The organism is Streptomyces guryensis (assembly GCF_021261325.1).
Classification (GTDB): Bacteria; Actinomycetota; Actinomycetes; order Streptomycetales; family Streptomycetaceae; genus Streptomyces; species Streptomyces guryensis.
The window spans coordinates 127,385-152,291 of record NZ_JAJSBI010000020.1 but is presented as its reverse complement, the minus strand read 5'-3'; the positions used below and the strand labels follow the sequence as shown (position 1 = coordinate 152,291).

Annotated in this window: 22 protein-coding genes; 8 read left to right on the top strand and 14 right to left on the bottom strand. The window is 71.1% G+C overall.

Translation table 11 applies throughout. The features are described from left to right. Positions 1-53: 53 nt before the first annotated feature. Positions 54-434, bottom strand: a complete 381-nt coding sequence (locus LJ657_RS32830) for an STAS domain-containing protein (protein ID WP_232652535.1) — start codon at positions 432-434, stop codon at positions 54-56. Between the two features lie 305 nt (positions 435-739). Between LJ657_RS32830 and LJ657_RS32825 the strand changes: the two genes are divergently transcribed. Together LJ657_RS32825 and LJ657_RS32820 are read left to right on the top strand one after the other, a co-directional pair. Next, positions 740-1,321 (top strand): sigma-70 family RNA polymerase sigma factor, encoded by a 582-nt coding sequence (locus LJ657_RS32825; RefSeq protein WP_232652534.1) that lies wholly within the window; start codon positions 740-742, stop codon positions 1,319-1,321. Continuing rightward, positions 1,318-2,760, top strand: a complete 1,443-nt coding sequence (locus LJ657_RS32820; protein WP_232652533.1) for a maleylpyruvate isomerase N-terminal domain-containing protein — start codon at positions 1,318-1,320, stop codon at positions 2,758-2,760. The genes LJ657_RS32825 and LJ657_RS32820 overlap by 4 nt, the downstream gene beginning before the upstream one ends. A gap of 67 nt (positions 2,761-2,827) precedes the next feature. On the opposite strand, the gene purU is transcribed toward LJ657_RS32820, so the two are convergent. Then, the gene (purU, locus tag LJ657_RS32815) at positions 2,828-3,709 is read right to left on the bottom strand and encodes a formyltetrahydrofolate deformylase (RefSeq protein ID WP_232652532.1); all 882 of its coding nucleotides are present in this window, start codon (positions 3,707-3,709) and stop codon (positions 2,828-2,830) included. Between the two features lie 46 nt (positions 3,710-3,755). Further along, on the bottom strand, positions 3,756-4,256 hold the full coding sequence (locus LJ657_RS32810) for an SCO4402 family protein (RefSeq protein WP_232652531.1): 501 nt from the start codon (positions 4,254-4,256) through the stop codon (positions 3,756-3,758). Between the two features lie 117 nt (positions 4,257-4,373). Here LJ657_RS32810 and LJ657_RS32805 point away from each other — a divergent pair, with 117 nt between their 5' ends. Then, the gene (locus LJ657_RS32805; protein WP_232652530.1) at positions 4,374-5,681 is read left to right on the top strand and encodes an ABC transporter substrate-binding protein; all 1,308 of its coding nucleotides are present in this window, start codon (positions 4,374-4,376) and stop codon (positions 5,679-5,681) included. Between the two features lie 31 nt (positions 5,682-5,712). Here the strand turns inward: LJ657_RS32805 and LJ657_RS32800 are convergent, their stop codons facing one another. Together LJ657_RS32800 and LJ657_RS32795 are read right to left on the bottom strand one after the other, a co-directional pair. Beyond that, complete coding sequence (locus LJ657_RS32800) at positions 5,713-7,431, bottom strand: hypothetical protein (protein ID WP_232652529.1); 1,719 nt, start codon at positions 7,429-7,431, stop codon at positions 5,713-5,715. A 190-nt stretch (positions 7,432-7,621) separates the two neighbouring features. Further along, the gene (locus tag LJ657_RS32795; RefSeq protein WP_232652528.1) at positions 7,622-9,007 is read right to left on the bottom strand and encodes an NsdA family TPR-like regulatory protein; all 1,386 of its coding nucleotides are present in this window, start codon (positions 9,005-9,007) and stop codon (positions 7,622-7,624) included. A gap of 265 nt (positions 9,008-9,272) precedes the next feature. Between LJ657_RS32795 and LJ657_RS32790 the strand changes: the two genes are divergently transcribed. From LJ657_RS32790 to LJ657_RS32780, 3 genes are all read left to right on the top strand, one after another. Further along, positions 9,273-9,926 carry a bifunctional DNA primase/polymerase gene (locus LJ657_RS32790; RefSeq protein WP_232652527.1) on the top strand — a complete coding sequence of 218 codons (654 nt, stop codon included), beginning with the start codon at positions 9,273-9,275 and terminating at the stop codon, positions 9,924-9,926. Between the two features lie 96 nt (positions 9,927-10,022). Further along, positions 10,023-10,799, top strand: coding sequence for an ABC transporter ATP-binding protein (locus tag LJ657_RS32785; RefSeq protein WP_232652526.1), 777 nt, complete (start codon positions 10,023-10,025; stop codon positions 10,797-10,799). Next, positions 10,796-12,391, top strand: coding sequence for a transporter (locus LJ657_RS32780; protein WP_232652525.1), 1,596 nt, complete (start codon positions 10,796-10,798; stop codon positions 12,389-12,391). Before LJ657_RS32785 ends, LJ657_RS32780 begins: the two co-directional genes overlap by 4 nt. A gap of 128 nt (positions 12,392-12,519) precedes the next feature. Here LJ657_RS32780 and LJ657_RS32775 read toward each other — a convergent pair whose 3' ends face one another. Next, on the bottom strand, positions 12,520-13,392 hold the full coding sequence (locus tag LJ657_RS32775; protein WP_232652524.1) for an alpha/beta fold hydrolase: 873 nt from the start codon (positions 13,390-13,392) through the stop codon (positions 12,520-12,522). Positions 13,393-14,005: 613 nt separating this feature from the next. Next, positions 14,006-14,698 carry an iron-dependent transcriptional repressor DtxR gene (locus LJ657_RS32770; protein ID WP_232652523.1) on the bottom strand — a complete coding sequence of 231 codons (693 nt, stop codon included), beginning with the start codon at positions 14,696-14,698 and terminating at the stop codon, positions 14,006-14,008. A gap of 226 nt (positions 14,699-14,924) precedes the next feature. On the opposite strand from LJ657_RS32770, the gene LJ657_RS32765 reads away from it, so the two are divergent. Continuing rightward, complete coding sequence (locus tag LJ657_RS32765) at positions 14,925-15,680, top strand: SIS domain-containing protein (protein WP_232652522.1); 756 nt, start codon at positions 14,925-14,927, stop codon at positions 15,678-15,680. A gap of 54 nt (positions 15,681-15,734) precedes the next feature. Here LJ657_RS32765 and LJ657_RS32760 read toward each other — a convergent pair whose 3' ends face one another. The 3 genes from LJ657_RS32760 to pdxH form a co-directional block, all read right to left on the bottom strand. Next, positions 15,735-17,138, bottom strand: a complete 1,404-nt coding sequence (locus tag LJ657_RS32760) for a PAS domain-containing protein (RefSeq protein WP_232652521.1) — start codon at positions 17,136-17,138, stop codon at positions 15,735-15,737. Positions 17,139-17,273: 135 nt separating this feature from the next. Beyond that, complete coding sequence (locus tag LJ657_RS32755) at positions 17,274-18,101, bottom strand: GNAT family N-acetyltransferase (protein WP_232652520.1); 828 nt, start codon at positions 18,099-18,101, stop codon at positions 17,274-17,276. Positions 18,102-18,682: 581 nt separating this feature from the next. Next, the gene (gene pdxH, locus LJ657_RS32750; RefSeq protein WP_232652519.1) at positions 18,683-19,351 is read right to left on the bottom strand and encodes a pyridoxamine 5'-phosphate oxidase; all 669 of its coding nucleotides are present in this window, start codon (positions 19,349-19,351) and stop codon (positions 18,683-18,685) included. Positions 19,352-19,632: 281 nt separating this feature from the next. Here pdxH and LJ657_RS32745 point away from each other — a divergent pair, with 281 nt between their 5' ends. Beyond that, the gene (locus LJ657_RS32745; protein ID WP_232652518.1) at positions 19,633-20,733 is read left to right on the top strand and encodes a citrate synthase 2; all 1,101 of its coding nucleotides are present in this window, start codon (positions 19,633-19,635) and stop codon (positions 20,731-20,733) included. A gap of 48 nt (positions 20,734-20,781) precedes the next feature. On the opposite strand, the gene LJ657_RS32740 is transcribed toward LJ657_RS32745, so the two are convergent. Genes LJ657_RS32740 through LJ657_RS32725 form a run of 4 tightly spaced genes read right to left on the bottom strand, consistent with a single transcriptional unit; the run spans position 20,782 to position 24,875 of the window. Further along, positions 20,782-21,402, bottom strand: coding sequence for a TetR/AcrR family transcriptional regulator (locus LJ657_RS32740; protein ID WP_232652517.1), 621 nt, complete (start codon positions 21,400-21,402; stop codon positions 20,782-20,784). Next, a complete protein-coding gene (locus tag LJ657_RS32735; RefSeq protein WP_232652516.1) occupies positions 21,390-22,124 on the bottom strand; it encodes an enoyl-CoA hydratase family protein in 735 nt (244 codons plus the stop codon). Before LJ657_RS32735 ends, LJ657_RS32740 begins: the two co-directional genes overlap by 13 nt. Further along, a complete protein-coding gene (locus tag LJ657_RS32730; protein WP_232652515.1) occupies positions 22,121-23,707 on the bottom strand; it encodes a 4-coumarate--CoA ligase family protein in 1,587 nt (528 codons plus the stop codon). The genes LJ657_RS32735 and LJ657_RS32730 overlap by 4 nt, the downstream gene beginning before the upstream one ends. 28 nt (positions 23,708-23,735) lie before the next feature. Continuing rightward, positions 23,736-24,875, bottom strand: coding sequence for an acyl-CoA dehydrogenase family protein (locus tag LJ657_RS32725; protein ID WP_232652514.1), 1,140 nt, complete (start codon positions 24,873-24,875; stop codon positions 23,736-23,738). Positions 24,876-24,907: the final 32 nt, after the last annotated feature.

The following is a 24,907-nucleotide window of genomic DNA, read 5'->3' as shown; positions in this document are numbered from 1 at the left end:
TGTGTGGCACACAGAGGTGAGCCGTACCGCGTTGGTCACAGCTGCCGCCCAGGTCAGGCGGACAGCGGGTCGGCCTCCTCCGCGACCGCCGACGCCACGTCGGCGTACACGTCGAACAGACGACGCACGCCGAGGGCGCCCAGGACGCGGTTGACGTGCGATCCCTCGACCGCGCCCTGGGCCGGGAGTATCAGGCGCAGGGTGCCCTGGCAGGAACGGATGAGCCGGCGGGCGGCGATGAGCACGCCGACACCGCTGGAGTCGCAGAAGAAGACCTCGGAGAGGTCGAGGACGAGGCCGTGGCGACCCTCGGCCACCACGTCGTGCACCCGCTGACGCAGCGCCGGAGACGTCACCAGGTCCAGCTCGCCCGACACACGGAGCACGGTCCAGTCGCCCTGCTCGCCGCCGGTTACATAGAACGCCACCACCATGCCCTTCGCTCGCCGGAGCCCCCGCAAAACGGAAGCCGTACCTACGCTTCCTTGCAGCGCGGCTGCCCAGCGGCCGTTCCCTGAAACACAGCCCCAGAAACGGAAACTGATCGGAAGAGGCTTGTTTTAGTCGACTTCGATCCTGTTCGATCAGGTCTGATCAGAGGTCGAGCGGGTAGGCAGGCACAGAACGACGGCCGCACACATTGCGACAAAGCGACGTGCACTGTCGTAGGTGCCGACTACATTCGAGGAGACGATGGACGCAGGCCGGGCCGAGGAACGGGCAGGGGTGAGGGGGCCGTATGACGAAGAAGGACGCGCCGCCCCGCTGGGACCGCAAGATGCAGCAGCGACTCGCACGCGGTGAGGCGGCCGCCCTCGGCGAGCTCTACGACCGGTTCGCCTCCCTGGTGCACAACCTGGCCCACCGCGTCCTCGGGGACGAGCGCGCGGCCGACGGCATCACGCGCGACGTCTTCGTCCACGTCTGGGAACACCCCGAGGCGTACGACCCCAAGCAGGGCCCCCTGCGCTCCTGGGTCGCCACGCTGACCCACCGCCTCGCCGTGCAGCGGCTGCGCGCCACCGAGACCGCCGCCCTGGCCCAGGGCTCCGGCGGCTCCGCCGAGGAGCTGGAGCGCAAGGTGCGCCGGGCCTCGGTCGCCGCCCGCGCCGACTACATCGTCACGTCCATGCCCGCTCCGCTGCGCGCCGCCCTCGACCTGGCCTACTTCCAGCGCCGCGACTACCGCCAGACCGCCGCCGACCTCGGCGTCACCGAGGACGAGGCCCGCCGCCGGCTCCGCCTGGGCCTGCAGCTCCTGGCCACCGCCCACGACGCCGGCGCACCCGGGGCACCGCCCGGTTACGGGGGTGCCGTGTGAACGACGCAGGCAACGCGGACCGCTTCGGCCACGGGGGCTTCGACGACGAGGACGCCCCCGGCGGCAGGAACGGCCCGGCGGGCGAGGGCGGCTTCGGAGACCTCGACGACCAGGGCGACAGGGACGACAAGGACGAGCAGCAGGAGGGGTACGGCATCCCGGGCGGACCCGCGAACGGCGACGGCAACGACGACGGCGACGACACCGGCCACGGCCCCGGCCGGCCACCCCGCATACCCATGCCCCGCGCCTCCGTGGAGGACGGCGGGCGGCCACTGCCCACCCTGGAGGACCTGGGGGTCCCGGCGCCGCAGCCCGCCCCGCTCGTCCTGGAGCACCGCGTCCTCAAATCGCTCCTCGGCGCCTGGGCGCTGGCCGCCTGCTCGGCGGACGAGACGGCGGCCGTCGAGGAGCACCTGGGCGACTGCGGCTCCTGCGCCGACGAGGCGTTGCGACTGCGCGAGGCGGTCGGCCTGCTGCACCAGCCGGAGAGCCTCGACCTGGACCCGGGCCTGCGCACCCGTGTTCTGGACGGCTGCCTCGACCGGCGCCCGCCCCGCATCCCGGTGCCCGAGTGGGCGGCTCCGTACGACGCGGAGACCGCCCGGCTCGACGCTCTGCTGCAGGACATCGGGGACGCCGAGTGGCACGCGCCCGTGCGGCTGCGCTGGTTCGAGGGCGAGGGCCCGATGACCCGTCGTACGACGGTCGCCGGGGTCATCGCCCACCTGCTGTCGGTCGACGGCCTGGTCGCGGTCGCCCTCGGCATGGACGACCCGCTGGGCGACATCGCCGAGGCGGACCCCACCCCCCGGGCCCGCACCGAGGCGTACTGGCGCACCTCGCACTACCCGCCCAACCGTTCCGTACGGGCCCCCTGGCGAGATCAGACCCATGGTCTCGTCCGCACGGCGTCCTTCATCAACGACTCGGGGCCGGCCCGGCCGGCCGTCTCCTACGGCGACTTCGAGCTGCCGCTGCAGGACGCGCTGCTGGACCGGGCCTTCGAGTGCTGGGTGCATGCCGAGGACATCGCGGAGGCCGTCGACTACCCGTACGAACCGCCTGCCCCACGCCATATGCACCGCATGATCGACCTGGCGGCGCGAGTCCTGCCGGACGTACTCGCGACCCGCCGCCGGGCCGGCCTGGCCTCGCCTCCCCACCACCGACACCTGGTCCCGGCGGGCGAACCGGGCCGCAGCCTGCGGCTGGAGATCGAAGGGATGGGCGGCGGCGAGTGGCTGATCCCCCTCGACTCCCCCGCGGCGGTCGGCTCCGCCGCGCACGAGGTGGCCCACGTGGCCCTGGACGGCGCGGAGTTCTGCCGCCTGGCGGCGGGCCATGTGCCTCCGGCGGAAGCGGCGGCGGGTCAGGACGGTGACCGCGAGGCGATCAGGGACGTGCTGTTCGCTGCAGCTGCTTTGAGCCGGATGTGAGGGTGCGTTTCGGTTTCGTCGGCGGCTGCGGTTGCGTGGGGGCCGTTCGCGCAGTTCCCCCGAGCTACTAGGCGAACACGACCGTCCGACGCCCGTTGAGCAGAATGCGCCGCTCGGCATGCCACGTCACGGCACGCGCCAGCGCCTGGCACTCCACATCGCGCCCCACGGCGACGAGCTGGTCCGGCGTGACGTCATGCCGCACCCGCTCGACCTCCTGCTCGATGATCGGCCCCTCGTCCAGATCCGCCGTCACATAGTGAGCAGTCGCACCGATCAACTTCACGCCCCTGGTGTGAGCCTGGTGATACGGCTTCGCACCCTTGAAGCTCGGCAGGAAGGAGTGGTGGATATTGATGATCCGCCCGCTGAGCTGCTTGCACAGATCGTCGGACAGCACCTGCATATAACGGGCCAGCACCACCAGCTCGACGTCGTTCTCGCGGACGATCTCCAGCAGCCGCGCCTCCGCGTCCGCCTTCGTGTCCTTCGTCACCGGAATGTGGTGGAAAGGAACGTTGTAGGAGCCGACCAGTTCGGCGAACTCCGTGTGGTTGGACACCACCGCCGCGATCTCCACCGGCAGCGCGCCGATCCGGGCCCGGAACAACAGGTCGTTCAGGCAGTGCCCGAACTTGCTGACCATGAGGACGATGCGCATCTTCTCGTCGGCCCGGTTGATCTGCCAGTCCATGTGGAAGGAGTCACCGATCGCCGCGAAGCTCGCCCGCAGCTTGTCCACCGTGACCGGCGCCTCCGCGGAGAAGTGGACACGCATGAAGAACAGACCCGTGTCGTGGTCGCCGAACTGCTGGCTGTCCTCGATGTTGCAGCCGGTCATGAAGAGATAGCTCGACACGGCGTGCACGATGCCCTTTTTGTCGGGGCAGGAGAGCGTGAGGACGTACTGGTCGTCGGGCGCCGCGGCTCGGGTGGACTGCTCGTTCATGCAGGACAGGGTCCCATAAGTGGGCCCCGGCGCGGACCGGGGTCCGCTAAGCGGACCTGGTCATGATCCGCAGCACCTCGAGTGTGCGCGGCGGCGCGTCCGGGTCCTCCCCGTCGGCCATCGCCATGCGCACGTGCGCGTCCCGGGCCGCCCGGACCGCCTCCGGCCAGGCGTGGTTCTCGACGTACGCCGAGACCGGGGCGTCGGGCCCGACCTGGTGCATGATCCGCAGCACCCGCAGCACGGCGGTGTCGACGAGGGCCGCCTCCTGGGAGTCCCGGAATATCGTGCCCACGTACTTCTCGGCGGACCAGTTGTCCAGCCAGGTGTCCTCGACCAGGCGGTACACGGCGTCGGTCACGTCCCCGTATCCGTCGGCGCCGGCCAGCCAGACGTTCTGCTGGAACGCCGGGTCTGAGAGCATGTGCAGCGCGGAGCGCACGTTACTGCGCCAGCGCCACCACGGCATGTCGTTCAGTGGCATGTCGCCCATGGTGGAGGAGCGACGGCCGCGACGGGAAGAGTTCTCCGAACCTTGCACGGTCATCGATCGTACGTTCTCCCGCTCGGGCGGCTCACCGGCCCCCGCAATTCACCTTGCCGTCACCGACCGATAACCGAAGGTCACCCCCGGGTTGGCGATGTGGCGGAAGCGTGTGTGCCCATGACCGGCAGGCGACGCAATCGCAGCACCTTCCCCCCCACACGCACCCGGACTTTCAGATCCACCGCCCTCTCGGCGGGGGCACTGGTCGCATGTGCCTCGCTCGCCGCCGGTTGCGGGGTCATCCCCGGTACCACGGCGGGTTCCGGGGACGACCCGATCACCGTCATGACCTGGGCCCCTTCGGACACCAGCGCGACCAACAAGCCCGGCATGCCGGCCTTCGCACAGGCCTACGCCCGCTGGATCAACGCCCGGGGCGGCATCAACGGCCGCAAGCTGAAGGTCCTGACCTGCAACGAGCACAACGACAGCGTGGCCGCCGCGAAGTGCGCCCGCCTCGCCGTCAAGGAGAACGTCGTCGCGGTCGTCGGTTCCTACAGCCAGTACGGCGACGCCTACCTCCCCGAGCTGGAGGGCGCCGGCATCCCCTACATCGGCGGCTACGGCGTCACGACCGCCGAGTTCACCAGCCCCATGTCCTACCCGGTCAACGGCGGCCAGCCCGCCCTGCTGGCCGGCCTCGGCAAGGAACTCGCCGGCGGCTGCGGTCCCGTGGCGCTCGTACGGCCCGACAGCATCGCGGGCGACGAACTGCCCGCCATGCTCGACTCCGGCCTGAAGACGGGCGGCCACCGTCCCGCGATCGACCAGCGGGCGGCGGACGACACCACCGAGTACTCGGGGCCCTCGCAACAGGCGCTGACCGCCACGACCGGCAACCAGGCGAAGAACGGGTGCGTGATTCCCGCGCTCGGGGACCGCACGGACACCTTCATGGACTCCTTCCGGCGCGACCGCGAGGGCTATCCCGCGGTGAGGACCGCCGCCACGCTCGACAGCGTCGACCAGACGGTGATCAACGAGTCCGGCGGGCAGTCGGGGCCGTACGAGGGCTCGTACGTCACCGGCTGGTACCCGGTGTCGAGCGACCCGCGCTGGGACGCCATGAAGAAGGTGATCCAGGAGCAGGCCTTCGGTGACAACCGCATCGACGCCTCGGACACCGGGGTGCAGACGACGTGGATCGCCTACACGGTGTTCCGGTCCGTCGTCGCGTCGCTGGGCAGCGGTGACGTCAGCGCCGACACGGTGCGCAAGGCCCTCGACGACGGGCTGAAGGTCACCACGGGCGGACTGACGCCGACGCTGCGGTGGTCCGCCGAGAGCCCGCTGGCCGCCATCGGCTTCTCCCGCATGGTCAACGCCGACGTGACGCTCCAGGTCGTGCGTCAGGGCCAACTCGTGGCGGCGAAGAAGGGGTTCGTGGACGCGACGAAGACGCTGGAGTCCGCGGACGTGAACTGAGGCTCACGTCCGCGGGTTCACCTCTCTCGCGTCACAGCTGAACCGGCTGGCGCTGGTTCAGGCCGTACGTCCTCGCGATGGCGTTCCACAGCCGGGCCGCCTTGACCTTCTGCTGGCTGGCCGTGCCGCTCTCGCGGTTGCCGGCCGCGGTCTGGCCGGTGGCGCGGGCCTGGCCCTTCTTGCAGCCCTTCTTGCCGCCGACCTGGTCGGCCCAGGCCGCGTAGTGGTTGTCGGCCGCCGCGGACGCCTGCCACGCCCTCGTGAGTGCGGCTGTCAGCGCGGCGTGGTTCGCGAGCTTGTCGACGGACAGGCCGGACAGCCGGGTGACCAGGTCGGTGCGCTGCTTGGCCGCGCCGCGCAGGTCGGAGGCGGCCTGGGAGAGGTCCTTGCACCCCTTCACACTGGCCACGGCCTGGATCACCGAGGCCCGGCTGTTGCCACTGTCGGCCAGCAGCTTGTCCAGGGCGACGGCCTGCTGCTTCGCCGGATCGGCGGCGGACGAGGCGGAGCCGCCGCTCGCCGGGGCCGTGGCGGAGACGGTCTGGTTCTTGTCCTTGCTGCCGCCGCCACCGCCACTGAGCAGCGCACCGGCGCCGACGCCGAGCACGACGATGCCGACACCGATGGCGGCGATGACCGGCACACGCGCCCCGCTCCGGCCGCTGCGGTCGTTGCTGCCGTCGCCGACCGGCGGGGGGTATGCGGCCTGCGGGGGCGGCGGGGGCGGCTGCTGGAAGCGCGGCATCTGCTGCGTGGCCTGAGCGGGGCTCTCGCCGCCCGGCCCGCTGCGGAACAGGTTGTCGAACTCGGCAGGGGGCTGCCGGTCCCCGCCCTGCGGCATGCCGTACGGCGCCTGCCCGGCCACGGGGGGTATGTACTGCGTGGCCTCGGAGTCGGGCCCGGCCGCGTGCGGCGCCCGCCCCAGGAACTGCGTCGCCCCGGAGACCGACCCGCCACCCACCTCGGGCGGCAAGGCCCCCGGCGCCACGGGCGGAATGTACTGGGTCGCCCCTTCAGCCTCGGAAACAGCGGCAACGGGCGGTATGTACTGAGTGGCCCCCTCGTCCGCAGCGGGCGGCAGTGGAGCACCACCGAAGCCACCGGGGACGGCGGGCGGCAGCGGCGCGGCCGGTCCTCCCTGGCCGGCGGGCGGCAGGGCTGCCCCCGCGGTGGAACTGCCGTACGCGTCGGCGGGCGGCAGGGGTGCGTTCGCCGGTGGCTGCGGTATCGCGGGCTGCCCGCCGTACGACTGAGCCGGGGCGCCCCCGGGGGGCAGCGGCCCGGACGCGGGCGCACCCCACTGGTCGGGGGGCGGCGACTGCTGCTGGTCGGGTGTTTCCCAGGCCTGGGCCGGCGGCGCCGGCCAGCCCTGCCCCGGCGGCGGGGCAGGGCTCTGCTGCTGGTCGGGGCCCCACGGCGTACCCCACGCCTGGCCGCCGGGCGGGGCCGGCGCCTGCGGGCCGCCGTACGGGCCGGGCTGCTGGCCGCCGTACGGGCCCGTCTGCGGGCCGTTGTACTGGCCGACCTGAGGGTCGTTGTACGAGCCGGACTGGGGGCCGTTGTACGGACCGGGCTGCTGCCCGGGGGAGTTTCCGGGTGGCGGTCCGGCGTAGGGGCCCGGCTGCGGGCGGGTCGGGCCCTGCGCGCCCAGCATGCCCGGCAGCAGGGGCTCACTGCCGTCGGAGGGCAGCACGATGCCTTCGCGCGCTTCGCGCGGCGAGGGCTCCTCGCCCTGTCCACTCTGCGTCACCGGGACTCCTACGAATGGGGGACCTTCGGAATCGTCGGCTCACGCTACCGGGTCCCCCGAGCCGCGTGCCACGCAGCTGAGGACGCAACCTCCTTCCCTGTGACAGCAGTAACAAAACTGCGCTACAGACCGCTGTATCTGTCACCCACTCCGACCGCCCCCGAACCGCAACCGGCCGTTTCCCACAGGTTCACGCGGCCGCCTGCAGATCGAGCCGCGCCCCGAACTCCCGCACCACCGGCTCGTCCCGGTAGGGATCCAGCCGCTGCTGGAAGTCCTCCAGGTACTCGGCGCCCCGGTTGGAGCGGAGGGACTCCAGGAGCTCCACGGCCTTCAGCCCCGTGTTGCAGGCCTGCTCGATCTCCCGCTGCTGCACCTGCGCGGTGGCCAGCAGCACATACCCGATGGCCCGCCTGCGCGCCTTGGTCTCGGGGAGCCCGGCCAGCGACTCCTGCGCGCGCCGCGCCGCCGCCTCGGCCTGTCCGAGGTCCCGGTGGCAGTGCGCCAGCTCGTCGGCCAGATAAGCCTCGTCGAAGTGCGCGATCCAGGCCGGATCGTCCCCGGAGGAGGAGTCGGCGGACTCCAGCGCCGTGACCGCCCGCCCGGACGCCACCTGGGCCGCCCGCGCGTCGCCCATCAATGCGTGCCCGCGCGCCTCCGCCGCATGGAACATCGCCTCCGCGCGCGGTGTCACGCGCCCACGCGCCCCCTCCTGCGCCGCCCGTGCCAACTGCGCGATCTCACGCGGGTTCCCGAGCTGGGCGGCGAGGTGGCTCATCGAGGCGGCGAGGACGTACCCGCCGTATCCGCGGTCCCCGGCGGCCTGCGCGAGCCGTAGCGCCTGGATGTAGTACCGCTGGGCCAGGCCCGGTTGCCCGGTGTCGACGGCCATGTAGCCCGCGAGCTCGGTCAGTCGGGCCACCGCGGCGAACAGGTCACGGCCGACGGCCTCCCGGTACGACCCCGCCAGCAGCCCCGAGACGACGCTGTTCAGGTAGTGCACGACGACCGGCCGCACATGCCCGCTGCCGTACTGGTGGTCCAGATCCACCAGCGCCTGCGTCATCGCGCGCACGGCCGCCACGTCGGACTGCCCCACCCGCGGTCCCGCCGAGCGCGACACCTGCGAGTCGGGCGAGGAGATCAGCCAGTCCCGGCTCGGCTCGACCAGCGCGGACGCGGCGACGGACGAACCGGACAGGAAGTCCCGGCGCCCCACGTCACTGCGCCACAGCTCGCAGACCTGCTCGATGGCCCCCAGCACCGTCGGCGAGAACTGGAGACCGACACCCGAGGCGAGGTTCTTGCCGTTGGCCATGCCGATCTCGTCGATCGTGACCGTGCGGCCGAGCTTGCGGCCCAGCGCCTCCGCGATGATCGCCGGGGCGCGCCCCCGCGGCTGCTGCCCGCGCAGCCAACGGGCCACGGACGTCTTGTCGTAGCGCAGGTCGAGGCCGTGCTCGGCGCCGCACATGTTGACCCGGCGGGCGAGCCCGGCGTTCGAGCACCCCGCCTCCTGGATGAGCGCCTGCAACCGTTCGTTCGGCTGTCGCGCGACGAGAGGCCTTGCGGCCATGGCGTACCCCCTGGGAACAACCCCTGAAGCGAAAAGATCCGGCCGTGAAGATCAATGCCCCGCCGAGAGACGTAAAATGCGAGGCTTGCGCGGATTGCCGGGGTAAAGGCGTAAGCCGACCCCAGACGTGGCTACCCAGCTCACTCCGAGGTTCCTCCCGCGCGCCCCCACACGTGCATCCATGCGCCCCAGATACGGAATCAATGCTCCTCCCCCGCGCGCGCTACCCCCGTAACTCCAGGTAGGTACGGGAGTTGAGTTCACCGTGGAAGAGACGATCGCCGGCCCCGAAGCCGTTCAGATTCCGAAGCAGCGTTGGGAATCGCTGCAGGAGACCGCCGTACGCTACGCCGAGGAGCGCCACTGGGACGTCTTCCCCGGCACCTGGCTGGAAGCCGTCGACGGGGTGCAGCACTGCTCCTGCGGCGACACCGCCTGCGCCGCGCGCGGCGCGCATCCCGCGGGCGAGGACTGGGAGGCGCTGGCGACGGGCAGTGCGACGGTCGCCCGCCGGATGTGGCAGAAGCAGCCGACGGCGTCGATCCTGCTGCCGACGGGGCGTACGTTCGACGCGATCGAGGTCGCCGAGACCGCGGGGTTCCTCGCGCTGGCGCGCATGGAGCGCATGGAGTTGACGCTCGGTCCCGTGACGTTGACGCCGGATCGTCGGATGCACTTCTTCGTGCTGCCCGGTGCGGCGGTGAAGATGCCGGACCTGGTGCGGAAGTTGGGCTGGTCGCCCTCGTCTTTGGATCTCGTTGCCCTCGGGGAGGGCTCGTATGTGGCTGCGCCGCCTACGCGGTACGGGTCGCGGGGGGCCGTTCAGTGGGCCTGTCGGCCCACGCCCGCCAATCGGTGGCTGCCGGACGCGGAGGAACTGATTTCTCCGCTTGCCTATGCGTGTGGGCGCGATCGGTAGTTCGGCGACTGCGGGTCGTTGGTGGTCGCTCGCGCAGTTCCCCGCGCCCCTTGAGGGAGTTGGCCCCCCGTAGGGTGCTCAGTAACGGAGGGAGCAGTGGTGAGCACAGCGGCCGTACGAGTACAGGGGCTCTGGAAGCGGTTCGGGCAGCAGGTTGCCGTTGCCGGGATCGATCTGGAATTGCCCGCGGGGAAGTTCATCGGGCTCGTCGGGCCGAACGGGGCCGGGAAGACCACCACTCTGTCCATGGTGACCGGGTTGCTGCGGCCCGATCAGGGGAGTGTCGAGGTCGTCGGGCACGACGTGTGGCGGGATCCGGTCGCGGTGAAGGCGCGGATCGGGGTGCTGCCGGAGGGGCTGCGGCTCTTCGAACGGCTGTCGGGGCGTGAACTGCTCGGGTACAGCGGGCGGTTGCGCGGGCTGCCCGGGGCCGAGGTCGACAAGCGGGCCACGCAGCTTCTCGATGTGCTGGACCTGGCCGGAGCCCAGCACAAGCTCGTCGTCGACTACTCGACCGGCATGCGCAAGAAGATCGGCCTCGCCGCCGCGCTGCTCCACAACCCCGAAGTGCTCTTTCTCGACGAGCCGTTCGAGGGCGTCGACCCGGTGTCCGCCCAGACCATCCGCGGGGTCCTGGAGCGGTACACGGCGTCCGGCGCCACCGTCGTCTTCTCCTCCCATGTCATGGAACTCGTCGAGTCGCTCTGCGACTGGGTGGCCGTGATGGCCGCCGGCCGCATCCGCGCCCACGGCACGCTCGCCGAGGTGCGCGGGGAGGCGGCTTCACTCCAGCAGGCGTTCCTCGAACTCGTCGGCGCGGGCGGCCGCGACACCGGGTCGAACCTGGACTGGCTGGGCGGCGGCGCACGATGACGGGCGAAACCAACCTCACTCCCGTCTTCGTACGGCTGAAGCTGTCGCTGCTGCGCAACGGGCTCAGGCAGTCCGGCGGGCGGCGGGCCGCCTATGTCGCGTCGGCCGTCGTCGTGGTGCTGTTCGGGGCGCTGCAACTGCTCGGGCTGATCGCCCTGCACGGCAACAGGCACGCCCTGTCCGTGGTCGTGCTGCTGGTGGCCGTACTGGCGCTGGGCTGGACGGTGATGCCGCTGTTCTTCCCCAGCGGCGACGAGACGCTCGACCCGACGCGGCTGGTGATGCTGCCGCTGCGACCCCGCCCGCTGGTGCGGGCGCTGCTCACGGCCTCACTGGTGGGCATCGGGCCGCTGTTCACGCTGCTCCTGCTGGCCGGTTCGGTGATCGCGGTCGCCCACGGCGGGACGGCGTACGCCGTCGGCGTCGTCGCCGTAGTCCTCGGGCTGCTGGTGTGCGTGGCCCTGGCGCGGGCCGTCGCCGCCGCCAACATCCGCCTGCTGACCAGCCGCAAGGGCCGTGATCTGGCGGTGCTCAGCGGTCTGGTCATCGCGATCGGTGCACAGCTGGTCAACTTCGGGGCGCAGCACCTGGGTTCGTCCGGGCTCTCGCAACTCGACCCGCTGGCGGACGTCCTGAAGTGGGTGCCGCCCGCCTCGGCCATCGGCGCGGTGGACTCGGTGAGCGACGGCTCGTACGGAGTCGCCGCCCTCCAGCTGGCCCTGACCGCAGGCGCGTTGATGCTGCTGCTCGCCGTGTGGTCACGCCATCTGACCCGGCTGATGACCTCGCCCGACGGTTCCACCCTCCAGGCCGCCGAACCCGCCGCCCGCGAACGGACCGCCGGCGGCCTCGCCCGCCTGCTCCCCGCCGGCCGCACCGGCACGGTCATGGAACGCAGCCTGCGCTACATCTGGCGCGACCCCAAGACCAAGGCGGCCTGGGTGACCTCGCTCGCCATCGGCCTGATCGTGCCCGTGTTCAACGCCCTTCAGGGCACCGGCTCGATCTACTTCGCCTGCTTCGCCGCGGGGATGCTCGGCATCCAGATGTACAACCAGTTCGGGCAGGACACGTCCGCGTTCTGGATGGTCGCCACGACCATCTCCTCCGCGCACGACGCCTACGTCGAGCTGCGCGGGCGGGCCCTGGCCCTGCTGGTGATCACCCTGCCGTACGCCACCCTCGTGACCGTCGTGACCACCGCGATGCTCGGCGACTGGCCCCGCCTGCCCGAGGTCCTCGGCCTCTCCTTCGCACTGCTCGGCGCGATGCTCGCGACCGGAGCATGGACCTCCGCCCGTTTCCCGTACTCCATCCCGCAGGAGGGCTACAAGAACGTGGCCCCCGGCCAGGCCGGCCTCGCCTGGATCTCCATCTTCGGCGGCATGGTCTCCGCAGCCCTTCTGTCCGCCCCCGTCATCGTGGCCACGATCTGGGCGAACGTGGCGCAGGACGGCGGCCAGTGGGGCTGGCTGCTGCTGCCGGCGGGCGCGGCATACGGGGCGGGCATCACACTGGCGGGCCTACGACTGGCAGCACCGCGCACGGCGGCTCGCCTGCCGGAGATCCTTACGGCGGTGAGCAAGGGCTGACGGCGCCCATCGGGCGCACGACCACTGCAACGCCGTCAGGGGCGCGGGGAACTGCGCGATCAACCACAGACGACCCGCACCCGCCCGCGCACACAACCCCCCGAGCTACTGGGCGCCCCGGCCCACCCTCACGCAGCGAGTACCGAATCCAGAAACGGCTCGACCGCCGCCCGCCAAGCCTCCGGCTGGTCATAGTGCACAAGGTGACCCGCCTCAGCCACCTCCGCGTACTCGCCAAGAGGCAACCCCCGCACCATCTCCTGGGCCTCGGCCCGCCCCAGCTCCCCGTCGAGCCCGCGCACGACCAGCGCCGGGCACTGCACAGCGGCAAGGTCCTCCCAGTGCGCGTCGTACACCCAGGTCTCACGGGAGCGGAGCATCTGCTCGTAGTCGAAGACAGGGCGCCAGCCGTCGGGCGACTCGTGCATCACCTCGGCGTAGAACTCCCCGCGGGACGGGTTCGGCCGCTCCACCCAGGGGTCGTCCTCGCCGAACCACTTGCGTACGTCGGCGAGCGTGGCGAAGGGGACGGGCCAGGCCTTGAACCAGTCGGCCCACTCACGCTGCGAGGCGACACCCAGCGCGGAGGCCCGCATATCGCTGATGATCACGCCCCGGACCAGTTCGGGGCGCTTCGCGGCGAGCTGCCAGGCGGTCAGCGCGCCCATGGCGTGGCCGATGAGGACGGCCGGGGCGAGGCCGAGCTGTTCGAGAGCGGCCTCGGCGTCCTCGACGTAGGCCTCCCGTGTGAAGGAGGCCTGGGGAGGCTTGTCGCTCTGGCCGTGGCCGCGCTGGTCGAGCGCGACGGCGCGGTGCCGTCCGGAGAGCCAGCGGGCGGTGGACGCCCAGTGGGAGGCGCGGCCCATCAGGCCGTGCAGTAACAGCACGCCGGGAATGTCCTCGGGCACGGGCTGGACCGGGTCGGTCTTGGGAGGGTCGCCGAACTCCCAGGCCGCGAGGCGTACGCCGCCCGCCCCGGTCACATCGATGCGTCGCGCCATGGTCCTGGCACCCCCCTAGCTCCGCTCGGACCGCTCGCTCCCGCTCGAGCCGGCCGGTCCTGTGAACCGTGTCCTGCCGTGCCGTGCAGCTGGCTGTTCTGATGAGCTCAGTTCTTGTGCGCTCACTCCTGAAGCGCACATTCCGCGTGACCTGTCACAGAAGACTATCGAATGGGTATTCGAAAATATGGTGCCTGCGAGGAACACCCCTCGTACGAGTGACCTCGCCCGAGGAATGATCGCCGCCGCCGAGGGGAGATCTTCAGCGGGAGGCGGACCGCTCGGGGAAAACGGTCCGAAGGGGATGACCCTGAGAGCTCGGGGCTCCGGGTCAGCACAGGGGAGGACAGGCCCCGGCGCCACACGGCGCCGGGGCCCTCCACACGTCTGCGGCACATCCTCCCGGCCCCCTCAGGTCATATGCCTCACGCGACAGCCTCGCACGCGAAACGTCCGAGCGCTGCGATTTCCACGCACCGAATCCTGGCGCCGAAGAGATCGGCGACAAAGCCGCAGGGCACCTCAACCTCCCCTGGAACAACCGGAGTTGACGGCCCCTACGAGGCCAGGGGCGCGACGAGGAGCAGCACGCCCGCCGACGGGCCGCCGACGGTCAGCGCTTCGCGACGAACACATGGGAGGCGACATCCGCCTCCAGCTCGGCCGCCTCACCGCCACTGCCCACCAGCACACCGCCCGCCGACTCCGTCACACTCACCACCGAACCGGGCTGCACACCCGCCCGCCGCAGCGTGTACATCAGCTGCGCATCCGTCTGGATCGGCTCACCGATACGGCGCACGACAACCGTCTTGCCCTCCACCCCGGGGTCCAGGTCCGCCAGCGACACCATGCCCTCGTCCAGGAACGGGTTCGCGCCGTCCTTCTCGCCCAGCTCCTCCAGACCCGGGATCGGGTTGCCGTACGGCGACTCGGTCGGGTGCCGCAGCAGCTCCAGCACGCGCCGCTCCACGGCCTCACTCATCACGTGCTCCCAGCGGCACGCCTCCGCGTGCACCTGCTCCCACTCCAGGCCGATCACATCGACCAGCAGACACTCGGCGAGCCGGTGCTTGCGCATCACGCGCGTGGCGAGCCGGCGGCCCTCGTCCGTGAACTCCAGATGGCGGTCCGTCGCGACGGACACGAGGCCGTCCCGCTCCATCCGCGCCACCGTCTGGCTGACGGTCGGCCCGCTCTGGTCCAGCCGCTCGGCGATCCGGGCGCGCATGGGGACCACACCTTCCTCCTCCAGCTCGAGGATGGTGCGGAGATACATCTCCGTGGTGTCGATCAGTCCGGACATACGTGCCCCTCGATGAGTACTGCCGGAAGCACGACAGCTTCACGGCGTGTGCGCTGGCCCTGGATTCAATTCTGACGCATACCACCGACAACCGTGCCGCGCCGGGGAAACCACGGCGTTACGCCCCGGCCCTCACCCCCGTATTGACACGGCACTGGTCCAGACCGCACGGTGATCCGCGACACCTCCGCGCCCGGACGCCCCACACCGCCCCGGAAGGACCCGCATGAGCGACGGCAAACCGGCCGACCAGTTCTTCGACGCCGCGATCGACCTCCTGCAAAGGGTCCGGGACGAGGAGGCACAGTCCATCACGGCGGCCGGGGCCCTGCTCGCCGACACCGTCGCAGACGGCGGACGGCTCTTCGCCTTCGGCGCCGGCCACTCCTCCCTCGCCGCACAGGACGTCGTCTACCGCGCCGGCGGCCTCGCCCTGATGAACCTGCTCGCCGTACCGGGCGTCGTCGGCGTCGACGTGATGCCGGCCACGCTGGGCTCCGCCCTGGAACGCGTCGACGGCCTCGCAACCGCCGTCCTCGACTCCTCGCCGCTCCGCTCCGGCGACACCCTGGTGATCATCTCCCTCTCCGGACGCAACGCCCTCCCCGTCGAAATGGCCATGCACGCCCGCGCCCTCGGCGTGAAGGTCATCGGCGTGACCTCAGTGGCGTACGCGACCGAGACCCGGTCCCGGCACACCTCCGGCAGCTACCTGCGCGACCACTGCGACATCGTCCTCGACTCCAAGATCGCCATCGGCGACGCCACCCTCACCCTCGACACCATCCCGGCCCCCTTCGCTCCGGCCTCGACGGTCGTCACCAGCGCGATCCTCCAGGCCGTCATGGCCACCGCGGCGGCCACACTCGCCGACCTCGGCATCGAGCCCCCCCTTCTGCGATCCGGGAACGTGGACGGCGGCCACGAGTGGAACAGCCGGGTGATGCGGGAGTACGGGGACCGGATCTTCTACCAGCAGTAGGAACCGGACAGCCAGACAGCAGGAACCGGCGCACCGTTTCGGTGCCGGGCCGTCCTACCGCCCCACGGCCCCCGCCAGATCCAGCGCCGCGGCGATCCGAACGGCCACATCCTCCGCGTACACCGCATCCACCCGCTCGAACTGACTCCGCCCACTCCCCCGCAGAAACGTCACGACCCCCAACGTCCGCCCCCGACTCCGCAACACCGCGCACAACGCGTGCACCGCATCCCCAGGCCACTGCCGAGCCAGCGCCCACTCCCGCGCCTGCTCCGCCGGCACCGCCCCCACGCTCGCCCGCACGGACCCCGTCCGCTCCACGCACTGCGACGCCGGATGCCCCTGCCCGTACCGCACCGGCAACCCCGCCTGCCCGGTCAGCAGACTCGGCCCCGGCGCCCCGGACGGCGTCGCGGCGATCCGCACCAGCCGTACCGGCCCCTCCGCCGCCCCGTCGGCCACCGCACCGCCCGCCACCCGGTCGATCACCGCATGGTCGGCGAACCCGGCCAGCGCGAAGTCCAGATGGACGGTCGCCGCCTCACCCGGGTCCTCGCACTCCGCGGCCGCCCGAGCCGCCCGGTGCAGCTGATTGGTCCGGAACCGCAGCAGCGCCGACTCCTGCTCGCCCTGTTTGCCCTCCGTCACATCCTGGAAGAGCCAGGCGACACCCAACGGCACCGGCTCCTCCGCGAGCGGCGACGCCAGCCGCACGAAGCCGCAGCGCCAGCAGCGCCGCTGCTCGCCCTCCGGCGTCCGCACACTCACCCAGATCTCGGCCGGCGCCGGCGGCGCGCCCTCCGCCAGCACATGGGTGAGCGCGCTCTCCAGCTCCTCCACACCCTGGGCGAGCAACTCCCCAAGCGGCCGCCCCAACGCCGACGTACGCCCGATACCGAGCGCACGCGCCGCATGGGCATTCACCACCGCGGGCCGCAGATCGGCATCGACCAGCACGACACCCCAGCTGGCGTCCTCGAACAACGCCTCACTCAGCGCGATCGACCGCTCAAGATCGATCTGCGTGTGCACCTCACTGAAGGCGCAGTACACACCCGCGGGCTTCCCGTCCGGCCCGCGCACCGCCGCGGACTGCGTCCGCACCAGCACCCGCCCGCCGTCCTTCGTCAGCAGCGCGAACTCGTGCACCTGCCGACCCGGAGCCTCCATGGCGGACATCAGCCGCCCCTCGACGTCCTCGGCATCCGCACTGCGCACGGCCCACCCCGCGAACCCGTGCCGCCCCACCGCCTCGGCCGCGGTCCACCCCAGAATCCGCTCCGCCTCACGATTCCAATGGGTGACGACACCGCCCGCGTCGAAGGCACACAGCGCCGCATCCATCCCGTCGAGCAGCGCGGCCAGCAGATCGGAGCCGTCAGGGCCCACCGGACCCACCCGCTCGGGCTCGTCCGGCCCCAGCTCGTCGGTGGTCCCACTACGCCGGGAAGCACTCACCTGGACCCCCTGCCAAGCTGCGTCCGCACGTACGGCGCGTCGGTTCGCTCACTCGCCATCATCTAACTGGAACGTGACGCAGCACACACCGAGTTCCCCCAAGATTGAAGGAATCGTTGTAACGCCCGTCAACACCTATGATCCGGCCACCACCAGCCGAAGATCAATCCACAGATCGGTTTCGCCGTCCAGCACATACCGCTCGGTCTCCACAAACCCGCACTTCCCGGCGAACCGAAGCCCATCCTCATTGGCCGCCAGCACGCAGGTCTCGATGACCCCGGCACCCAGCACACGCGCGTGCGCCAGCCCCTTCTCGTACAACGCCCTCCCGAACCCCCGCCCCCGGAACCCGGGCAACACACGAGCGATCACCGTGGCCACCCCCTGCTCGCCCTCCGGCGGCCGCACGGTCGAACACCCGACGAGAACCTCCCCCAGATACGCGTTCTCCAGCCGATAACGCCCGAGTCGCTCCCGCGCCTCGTCCAGGGACATGGCGGCGGGCGGCACCGTCTCGTTGTGGACGAACCGCCACTGCTCCAGCGCGGCCTCTCCGTGCACGGCCTCGATCCGCAGCGCCCCGCGCCGCGCGTACACCTCGATCTCGATCCTCATCCGAGGATCCGCAAGCCCGCACACCATCATGGTCGCCGCCGGCCGCACCTCCCCGAACGCCCGCCGCAGCACCGGCCAGCACGGCTCGAAGTCGTCCCTCTCGGGCAGCAGATACCGCACCCGTACGACATCGCCCAGCCCGCACCCCGCCTCAGCGAGCGCCGCCTCGATGTTCCCCATGCACCGCTCGGCCTGCTCGACGACATCGTCAGAGATCGTCATCGTCGCGTAGTCGAACCCCGTGGTCCCGGACACATGCACCCAGTCCCCGTCGACCACGGCCCTGGCGTAACCGATCTGCTCCTCGAAGGTCGATCCACCGAGGATCGCGCGTCGCTCCGTCATGGTCGAAAAGCTAGGTGATCAGGGGCGACTTGTGGTAGCGGATTGTGCCAGGCGCGCTAGCAGCGAGATCGGCTGCGCATTCGAGAAATCGGAGCAATTCGCACGAAGAGGCGGCTTCCGCCCGCTTAGACGCTCTGGGCCGGGACCTGGACCGGACGGATTTCCGTCCGAGCCAGAGGGCAGCACAGCCTCACGACTCCTGCCGGAAGGTTCAACGTCTCCCACTGGAACCTGCGACTCCTGCAGCGAGGCGACGGGTACGGCTACACCGTCCGTCCGGAAGCCGCGCCGCCAATAGCTCCAAAAATCGCTTGAGCGTCGCCAACCCGCTGCTTAGTGTGTGGCCTAAGCAGAAAGGAGGTGATCGGGTAAATGAGTGAAACCCGGACGCGCGAGGTGACCGCGGGCTAGCGGCCCGCCACCACACCCAGTGCGGTGCCGGACCAGCGTGTGCGAGCAACACGCAGCCGGCCTAATCCAACGCAGTCACCCGACCCGCGAGCTCGCCGGTACGTCCGGCCGGCTCCCCCGCCGCAAGGCAGGGGGACCCGAGCTCGCGGGTCGTCTGCGTTCCGGCGGTCTCAGGGGCTGAGCCGCTCCACCCGCCAGCCCCCGTCCGCCTCCGCCACATAACGCAACCGGTCGTGGAGCCGGTTCTCGCGGCCCTGCCAGAACTCCACCGCCTGCGGCGCGACCCGGAAACCGCCCCAGTTCGGGGGGACCGGTACCTGTTCGCCCTCCGGGTAGCGCGCGGCCAGTTCGGCGTACGAGGCGTCGAGGTCGGCGCGGGTGGAGATCACGCTCGACTGGGCGCTGGCCCAGGCGCCGAGCTGGGAGCCGTGCGGGCGGGTGCGGAAGTAGGCGGCGGTCTCGTCGCGGCCGGTGCGGCGGGCGATGCCCGTGACGATGACCTGGCGGGCCATCGGGTGCCAGGGGAAGAGGAGCGAGAGGTACGGGTTCTCGGCGAGGTCGCGGGCCTTGCGGGAGTCGTAGTTGGTGTAGAAGACGAAGCCCTGCTCGTCGAAGTGCTTGAGCAGTACGGTGCGTGAGCCGGGGTGGCCTTCGGCGTTGGCCGTGGAGACGACCATGGCGTTCGGTTCGAAGAGGTGGGCCTCGGTCGCGGCCTGCTGGAACCAGCGCGCGAACTGCGCCACCGGAGTGGCGGCCAGATCGGACTCGGCGAGGCCCTCGGCCCGGTAGTGCTTGCGCATCGAGGCGGGATCGAGGGGGACGGCGTCTCGGTCGGTCACGCGGTCATCCTGCCGTATGTGCGGGTGCCGTTCGGCATGGTGTCCGTCATGATTTCGGCATGGGGCGCGCGTCGCGGACGACGAGTACCTGTGGCACTGAGTGCCGCAAAGCCTCCCCAAAACTGGCACTCGGGGATATCGTGCTGGTGCGTTCTGGTTGAGCGACCAGCCGCACGGGGCATCACCACGGTGGCCGCCAAGGACCACGAGTCGCACGAACCGACCGGGGATCCAGCGGCCGAGCCGCCACTTCTGCCGTACACATCACGAGGAGCCGCCTGATGTCCGACTTCGTACCCGGACTCGAGGGAGTCGTCGCGTTCGAGACGGAGATCGCCGAACCCGACAAGGAGGGCGGCGCCCTCCGGTATCGGGGTGTCGACATCGAGGACCTGGTCGGTCACGTCTCCTTCGGGAACGTCTGGGGGCTGCTCGTCGACGGCGCCTTCAACCCTGGTCTGCCGCCCGCCGAGCCGTTCCCGATCCCCGTGCACTCCGGTGACATCCGGGTGGACGTCCAGTCGGCGCTGGCCATGCTGGCGCCCGTCTGGGGTCTCAAGCCCCTCCTCGACATCGACGCCGAGCAGGCCCGCGCCGACCTGGCCCGAGCCGCGGTCATGGCTCTCTCCTACGTCGCCCAGTCGGCCCGCGGCCAGGGCCGGCCCATGGTTCCGCAGCGTGAGATCGACAAGGCCCACTCGATCACCGAGCGGTTCATGATCCGCTGGCGGGGCGAGCCCGACCCCAAGCACGTCGCCGCCGTCGACGCCTACTGGACCTCCGCCGCCGAGCACGGCATGAACGCGTCCACCTTCACGGCCCGTGTCATCGCCTCCACGGGCGCGGATGTCGCTGCCGCGCTCTCCGGTGCCGTGGGCGCGATGTCCGGGCCGCTGCACGGAGGTGCGCCCTCCCGGGTGCTGGGCATGATCGAGGAGATCGAGCGGACCGGGGACGCGGAGGCGTACGTCAAGCAGGCCCTCGACAAGGGGGAGCGGCTGATGGGCTTCGGGCACCGGGTGTATCGCGCCGAGGATCCACGCGCGCGCGTGTTGCGGCGTACGGCCCGTGAGCTCGGTGCTCCGCGGTTCGAGGTGGCGGAGGCGCTGGAGAAGGCGGCGCTGGAGGAGTTGCACGCGCGGCGCCCGGATCGCGTGCTTGCCACGAACGTCGAGTTCTGGGCGGCGATCATGCTCGACTTCGCCGAGGTGCCGGCCCATATGTTCACGTCGATGTTCAGCTGTGCCCGTACCGCGGGGTGGTCGGCGCACATCCTGGAGCAGAAGCGGACGGGGCGGCTGGTGCGGCCGTCGGCGCGGTATGTGGGGCCGGGTGTGCGGCGGCCTTCGGACATCGAGGGGTTTGACGGCATCGCCCACTGAGGGGGTGCTTGAGCGGCGCGGGCGGCTGCGTGCCGTGGGCCCCGGAGTTCAGTCCAGGGCCTCGTCCAGCAGCGCAGCCCACTGCGCCACAACCCCCTCCCGGCGCCCCCCGTCGTCCGTGAGCAGGTTGGCGAGGCCGAGGCCGCGCGCCATGTCCAGGAGGCCCTGGACGGTTTCCCGGACGCCCGGGCGGGACTCGTCGGCGGCGAGCAGGTCCACGGCGATGCGGTGGGTTTCGCGGCCGACGCGGGCTTCGAGTTCTGTGACGCGGGGGCGGAGCTGGTCCTCGTTGGAGGCGGCGACCCAGAGGTGGAGGGCGGCGCGGAAGAGGGGGCCGGTGTAGAGGTCGACGAGGGCCGCGACGACCGCGCGTCGGTCGCCTGCCGCGCCTTGGGGGAAGAGGGCGCGGAGCGCTGTGGAGCGTTCTTCGGCGACGTATTCGACGGCTGCGGTGAAGAGGTCCTCGCGGGTGGGGAAGTGGTGCTGGGCGGCGCCGCGGGAGACGCCGGCGCGTTCGGCGACGACGGAGACGGTGGAGCCGGCCCAGCCGTGTTCGGCGAGGCAGGCGACGGCGGCTTCCAGGAGGCGCTGGCGGGTGGCTCGGCTGCGGTCCTGTTTGGGCACGCGGTCGGCGCGGTCGACGCTGTTGTCGGTGGTCACAGCACCCATGTGGGATCCCGTCGTTCCAGGAAGGCCGTCATTCCCTCGCGGGCCTGCGGGGAGGCGAACAGCCGGGCCGAGAGTGCGGTGAGGTCGGCCGCGTCCCGGTCGAATGTCTCCAGCACCCTAGCTGTGAGCAGCTGTTTCGTCTCGGCCAGGCCCCGGGGGGCGGCTCGGCGAAGGCCGTCCAGGATGGGTTCCAGTACGGCGTCCACGTCGTCGCCCGCGGCGGTCAGGAGGCCGATGCGGGCGGCCTCGGGTGCCTCGAAGCGCTCGCCGGTGAGGTAGTAGCGGGCGAGGGCCCGGGGGTCTGTGCGGGGCAGCAGCGGCAGGGAGATGACGGCGGGGGCCACTCCGATCCGTACCTCTGTGAACGCGAAGGTGGACGGTGTGGAGGCGGCGGCGATGTCGCAGGCGGCCAGCAGGCCCAGGCCGCCTGCGCGCACATGGCCTGTCACCCGTGCCACGACCGGTTTGCGTAGTTCGACGATCTGGCGGAGCAGGTGGACGAGTGCGTCCGGGTGCGGTGGGTCGCGGAGGTCGGCGCCCGCGCAGAACGTGTTGCCGGTGTGGGTGAGGACGGTCGCGCGTACGCCGGTGTCCTTGGCGCAGTCCGTCAGTGCGCCGGTGAGTTCGCCCACGAGCGCTGCTGAGAGAGCGTTGCGGTTGGCCGGGGAGTCGAGGCTGAGGGTTTCGATGCCCCGCGCGCGCGTGCGTCCGATCAACGTCATGTGCGCTCCTTGGGTTCCCGCGGTTCCCGCAGTTCGCGGCGGAGGATCTTGCCGGAGGCGGCCCGCGGGACGCTGTCGATGAAGGTGACCTGGCGGACGCGTTTGTAGGGGGCGACGCGTTCGGCGACGTACATCATGACCTCTCCTTCGGAGAGGTCGGTGGCGGTGGGCCGGCGGACGACGTGGGCGTGCGGGACTTCGTTGTTGTCGTCGTTGTAGACGCCGATGACGGCCGCGTCGGTGATGCCCGGGTGGGTGAGGAGGAGCGCTTCGAGTTCGGCGGGGGCCACCTGGAAGCCCTTGTACTTGATGAGTTCCTTGACGCGGTCGACGACGAAGAGCCAGCCGTCGGCGTCGACGTGGCCCACGTCTCCGGTGTGCAGCCAGCCGTCCGGGTCGATCATCGCGGCGGTGGCGTCGGGGCGGCCGAGGTAGCCCTTCATGATCTGGGGGCCGCGGATGAGGATCTCGCCGGACTCGCCGATGCCGAGGTCGTTGTCGGGGTCGTCGAGGGAGACGATGCGCATCTCGGTGCCCGCGATGAGCTTGCCGACGGTGCCGGGGGGTGCGTCGTGCATGGCGTCGAGGGGGACGACGTGGGTGCCCGGTGACAGTTCCGTCATGCCGTAGGCCTGGCCGACGGGTGGCAGGCCGAGGCGTTGGGAGCAGGCGGCGGCGAGTGCCGCGTCCAGGGGGGCGGCGGCGCTGATGACGTGCTTCAGGGACGACAGGTCGTACTGGGCGACCAGGGGGTGTTTGGCCAGGGCCAGGACGATGGGCGGGGCCACGAACAGGCTGGTGATGCGGTGGTTCTGGATGGCCGCGAGGAAGGTTTCGAGGTCGAAGCGCGGGAGGACGACGACCGTGGCGCCCTGCCTGAGGGGTGCGTTCATGAGGGCCGTCAGGCCGTAGATGTGGAAGAAGGGCAGGACGGCGAGGATGCGGTCGCCGGGGGCGGCCGGGATGAGGGGTTCGAGCTGGGCGAGGTTGGTGGCGATCTGGCGGTGGGTGAGCATGACGCCCTTGGGGATGCCGGTCGTCCCGGAGGAGTACGGGAGTGCCGCGACGTCCGTCACCGGGTCGATGTCGACGGCCGGCTCGGGGGCGGCGGACGCCAGCATGTCGATCAGCGACCGGTGTCCGGGCGCGCTGTCGCAGACGAATATCTCCTCGACGCCGCCCGCGAGTTCGGCGGCCCTGCGTGCCGTCTCCAGCAGGGGTGACACGGTGACGATCCAGCGGGCCGCCGAGTCCCGCAGCTGCTTGGCGAACTCCTCGGCGGTGGCCAGTGGGTGCACGGTGGTGACGCAGGCGCCCGCGCGCGTGGCGGCGTAGAAGGCGGTCGGGAAGGCGACGGTGTTGGGGCTGTGCAGGGCGAGTACGTCCCCCTTGCGTACGCCGGCCTCGGCGAGCGCTGCCGCGACGCGGCGGTGGAAGCGGTCCAGTTGGTCGTACGTGAGGGTGGTGCCGTCGGTTCCGTCGATGAGGGCGGGCGCGTCACCGTGTTCGGCGGCCCGGCCCAGCACCGCTTCGTGGATGGGGAGTGCTACGGGCGGGACGTCTGCGTACTCGCTGCGGAACACGGTTCCTCCAAGGCGGCCGGGGCGGCGGTCAGTACGACTTGGGCAGGCCGAGGGTCTGGTGGGAGACGTAGTTGAGAATCATCTCCCGGCTCACCGGAGCAATACGAGCCACGCGTGCGGCTGTTATCAACTTGGCGAGTCCGAATTCGCGGGTGAGGCCGTTGCCGCCGAGGGTGTGCACGGCCTGGTCGACGGCCCTGACGCAGGCCTCTCCCGCCGCGTACTTGGCCATGTTGGCGGCCTCACCTGCGCCGACGTCGTCTCCGGCGTCGTACAGGTATGCCGCTTTCTGCATCATCAGGCGCGCGAGTTCGAGGTCGATGTGCGCCTGGGCGAGGGGGTGGGCGATGGCCTGGTGGGCGCCGATGGGGGTCTTCCAGACGGTGCGGTCGCGGGCGTATGCGATCGCCTGCGCGAGCGCGTGGCGGCCCATGCCGATGGCGAAGGCGGCGGTCATGATGCGTTCGGGGTTGAGGCCGGCGAAGAGCTGGAGGAGGCCGGCGTCCTCGTCGCCGACGAGGGCGTCCGCGGGGAGGCGGACGTCGTCCAGGGTGAGCTCGAACTGCTTTTCCGCGGCTTGGAGTTCCATGTCGATCTGGCGGCGGGTGAAGCCGGGCGCGTCCCTCGGGACGATGAAGAGGCAGGGCTTGAGGGTGCCGGTGCGGGCGTCTTCGGTGCGGCCGACGATCAGGGTGGCGTCGGCGATGTCGACGCCCGAGATGAAGACCTTGCGGCCGGTGAGGAGCCAGTCGCCGGTGTCGGGGTCGCGGCGGGCCGTGGTCGTGATGCGGTGCGAATTGGAACCGGCGTCAGGTTCTGTGATGCCGAAGGCCATGGTTCGGGTGCCGTCCGCCAGGGCGGGGAGCCAGGTGCGTTTCTGGTCCTCGGTGCCGAAGCGGGCGATCACTGTGCCGCAGATGGCCGGCGATACGACCATCATGAGCAGGGGGCAGCCTGCGGCGCCCAACTCCTCCAGGACGATGGAGAGTTCTGCGATGCCGCCGCCTCCGCCGCCGTGTGCCTCCGGCAGGTTGACGCCCAGGTAGCCGAGCTTGGCTGCCTCTGCCCAGAGGGCCTCTCGGTCGAAGGTGCGGCCGTGGCGTTTGCCAAGGGCGGCGACCGCTGATCGGAGGGCTTTGTGTTCTTCGGATTCCAGGGTGGGGGGCATGGGGACTCCTGCCGGGTGCGGGTGGGATGTGG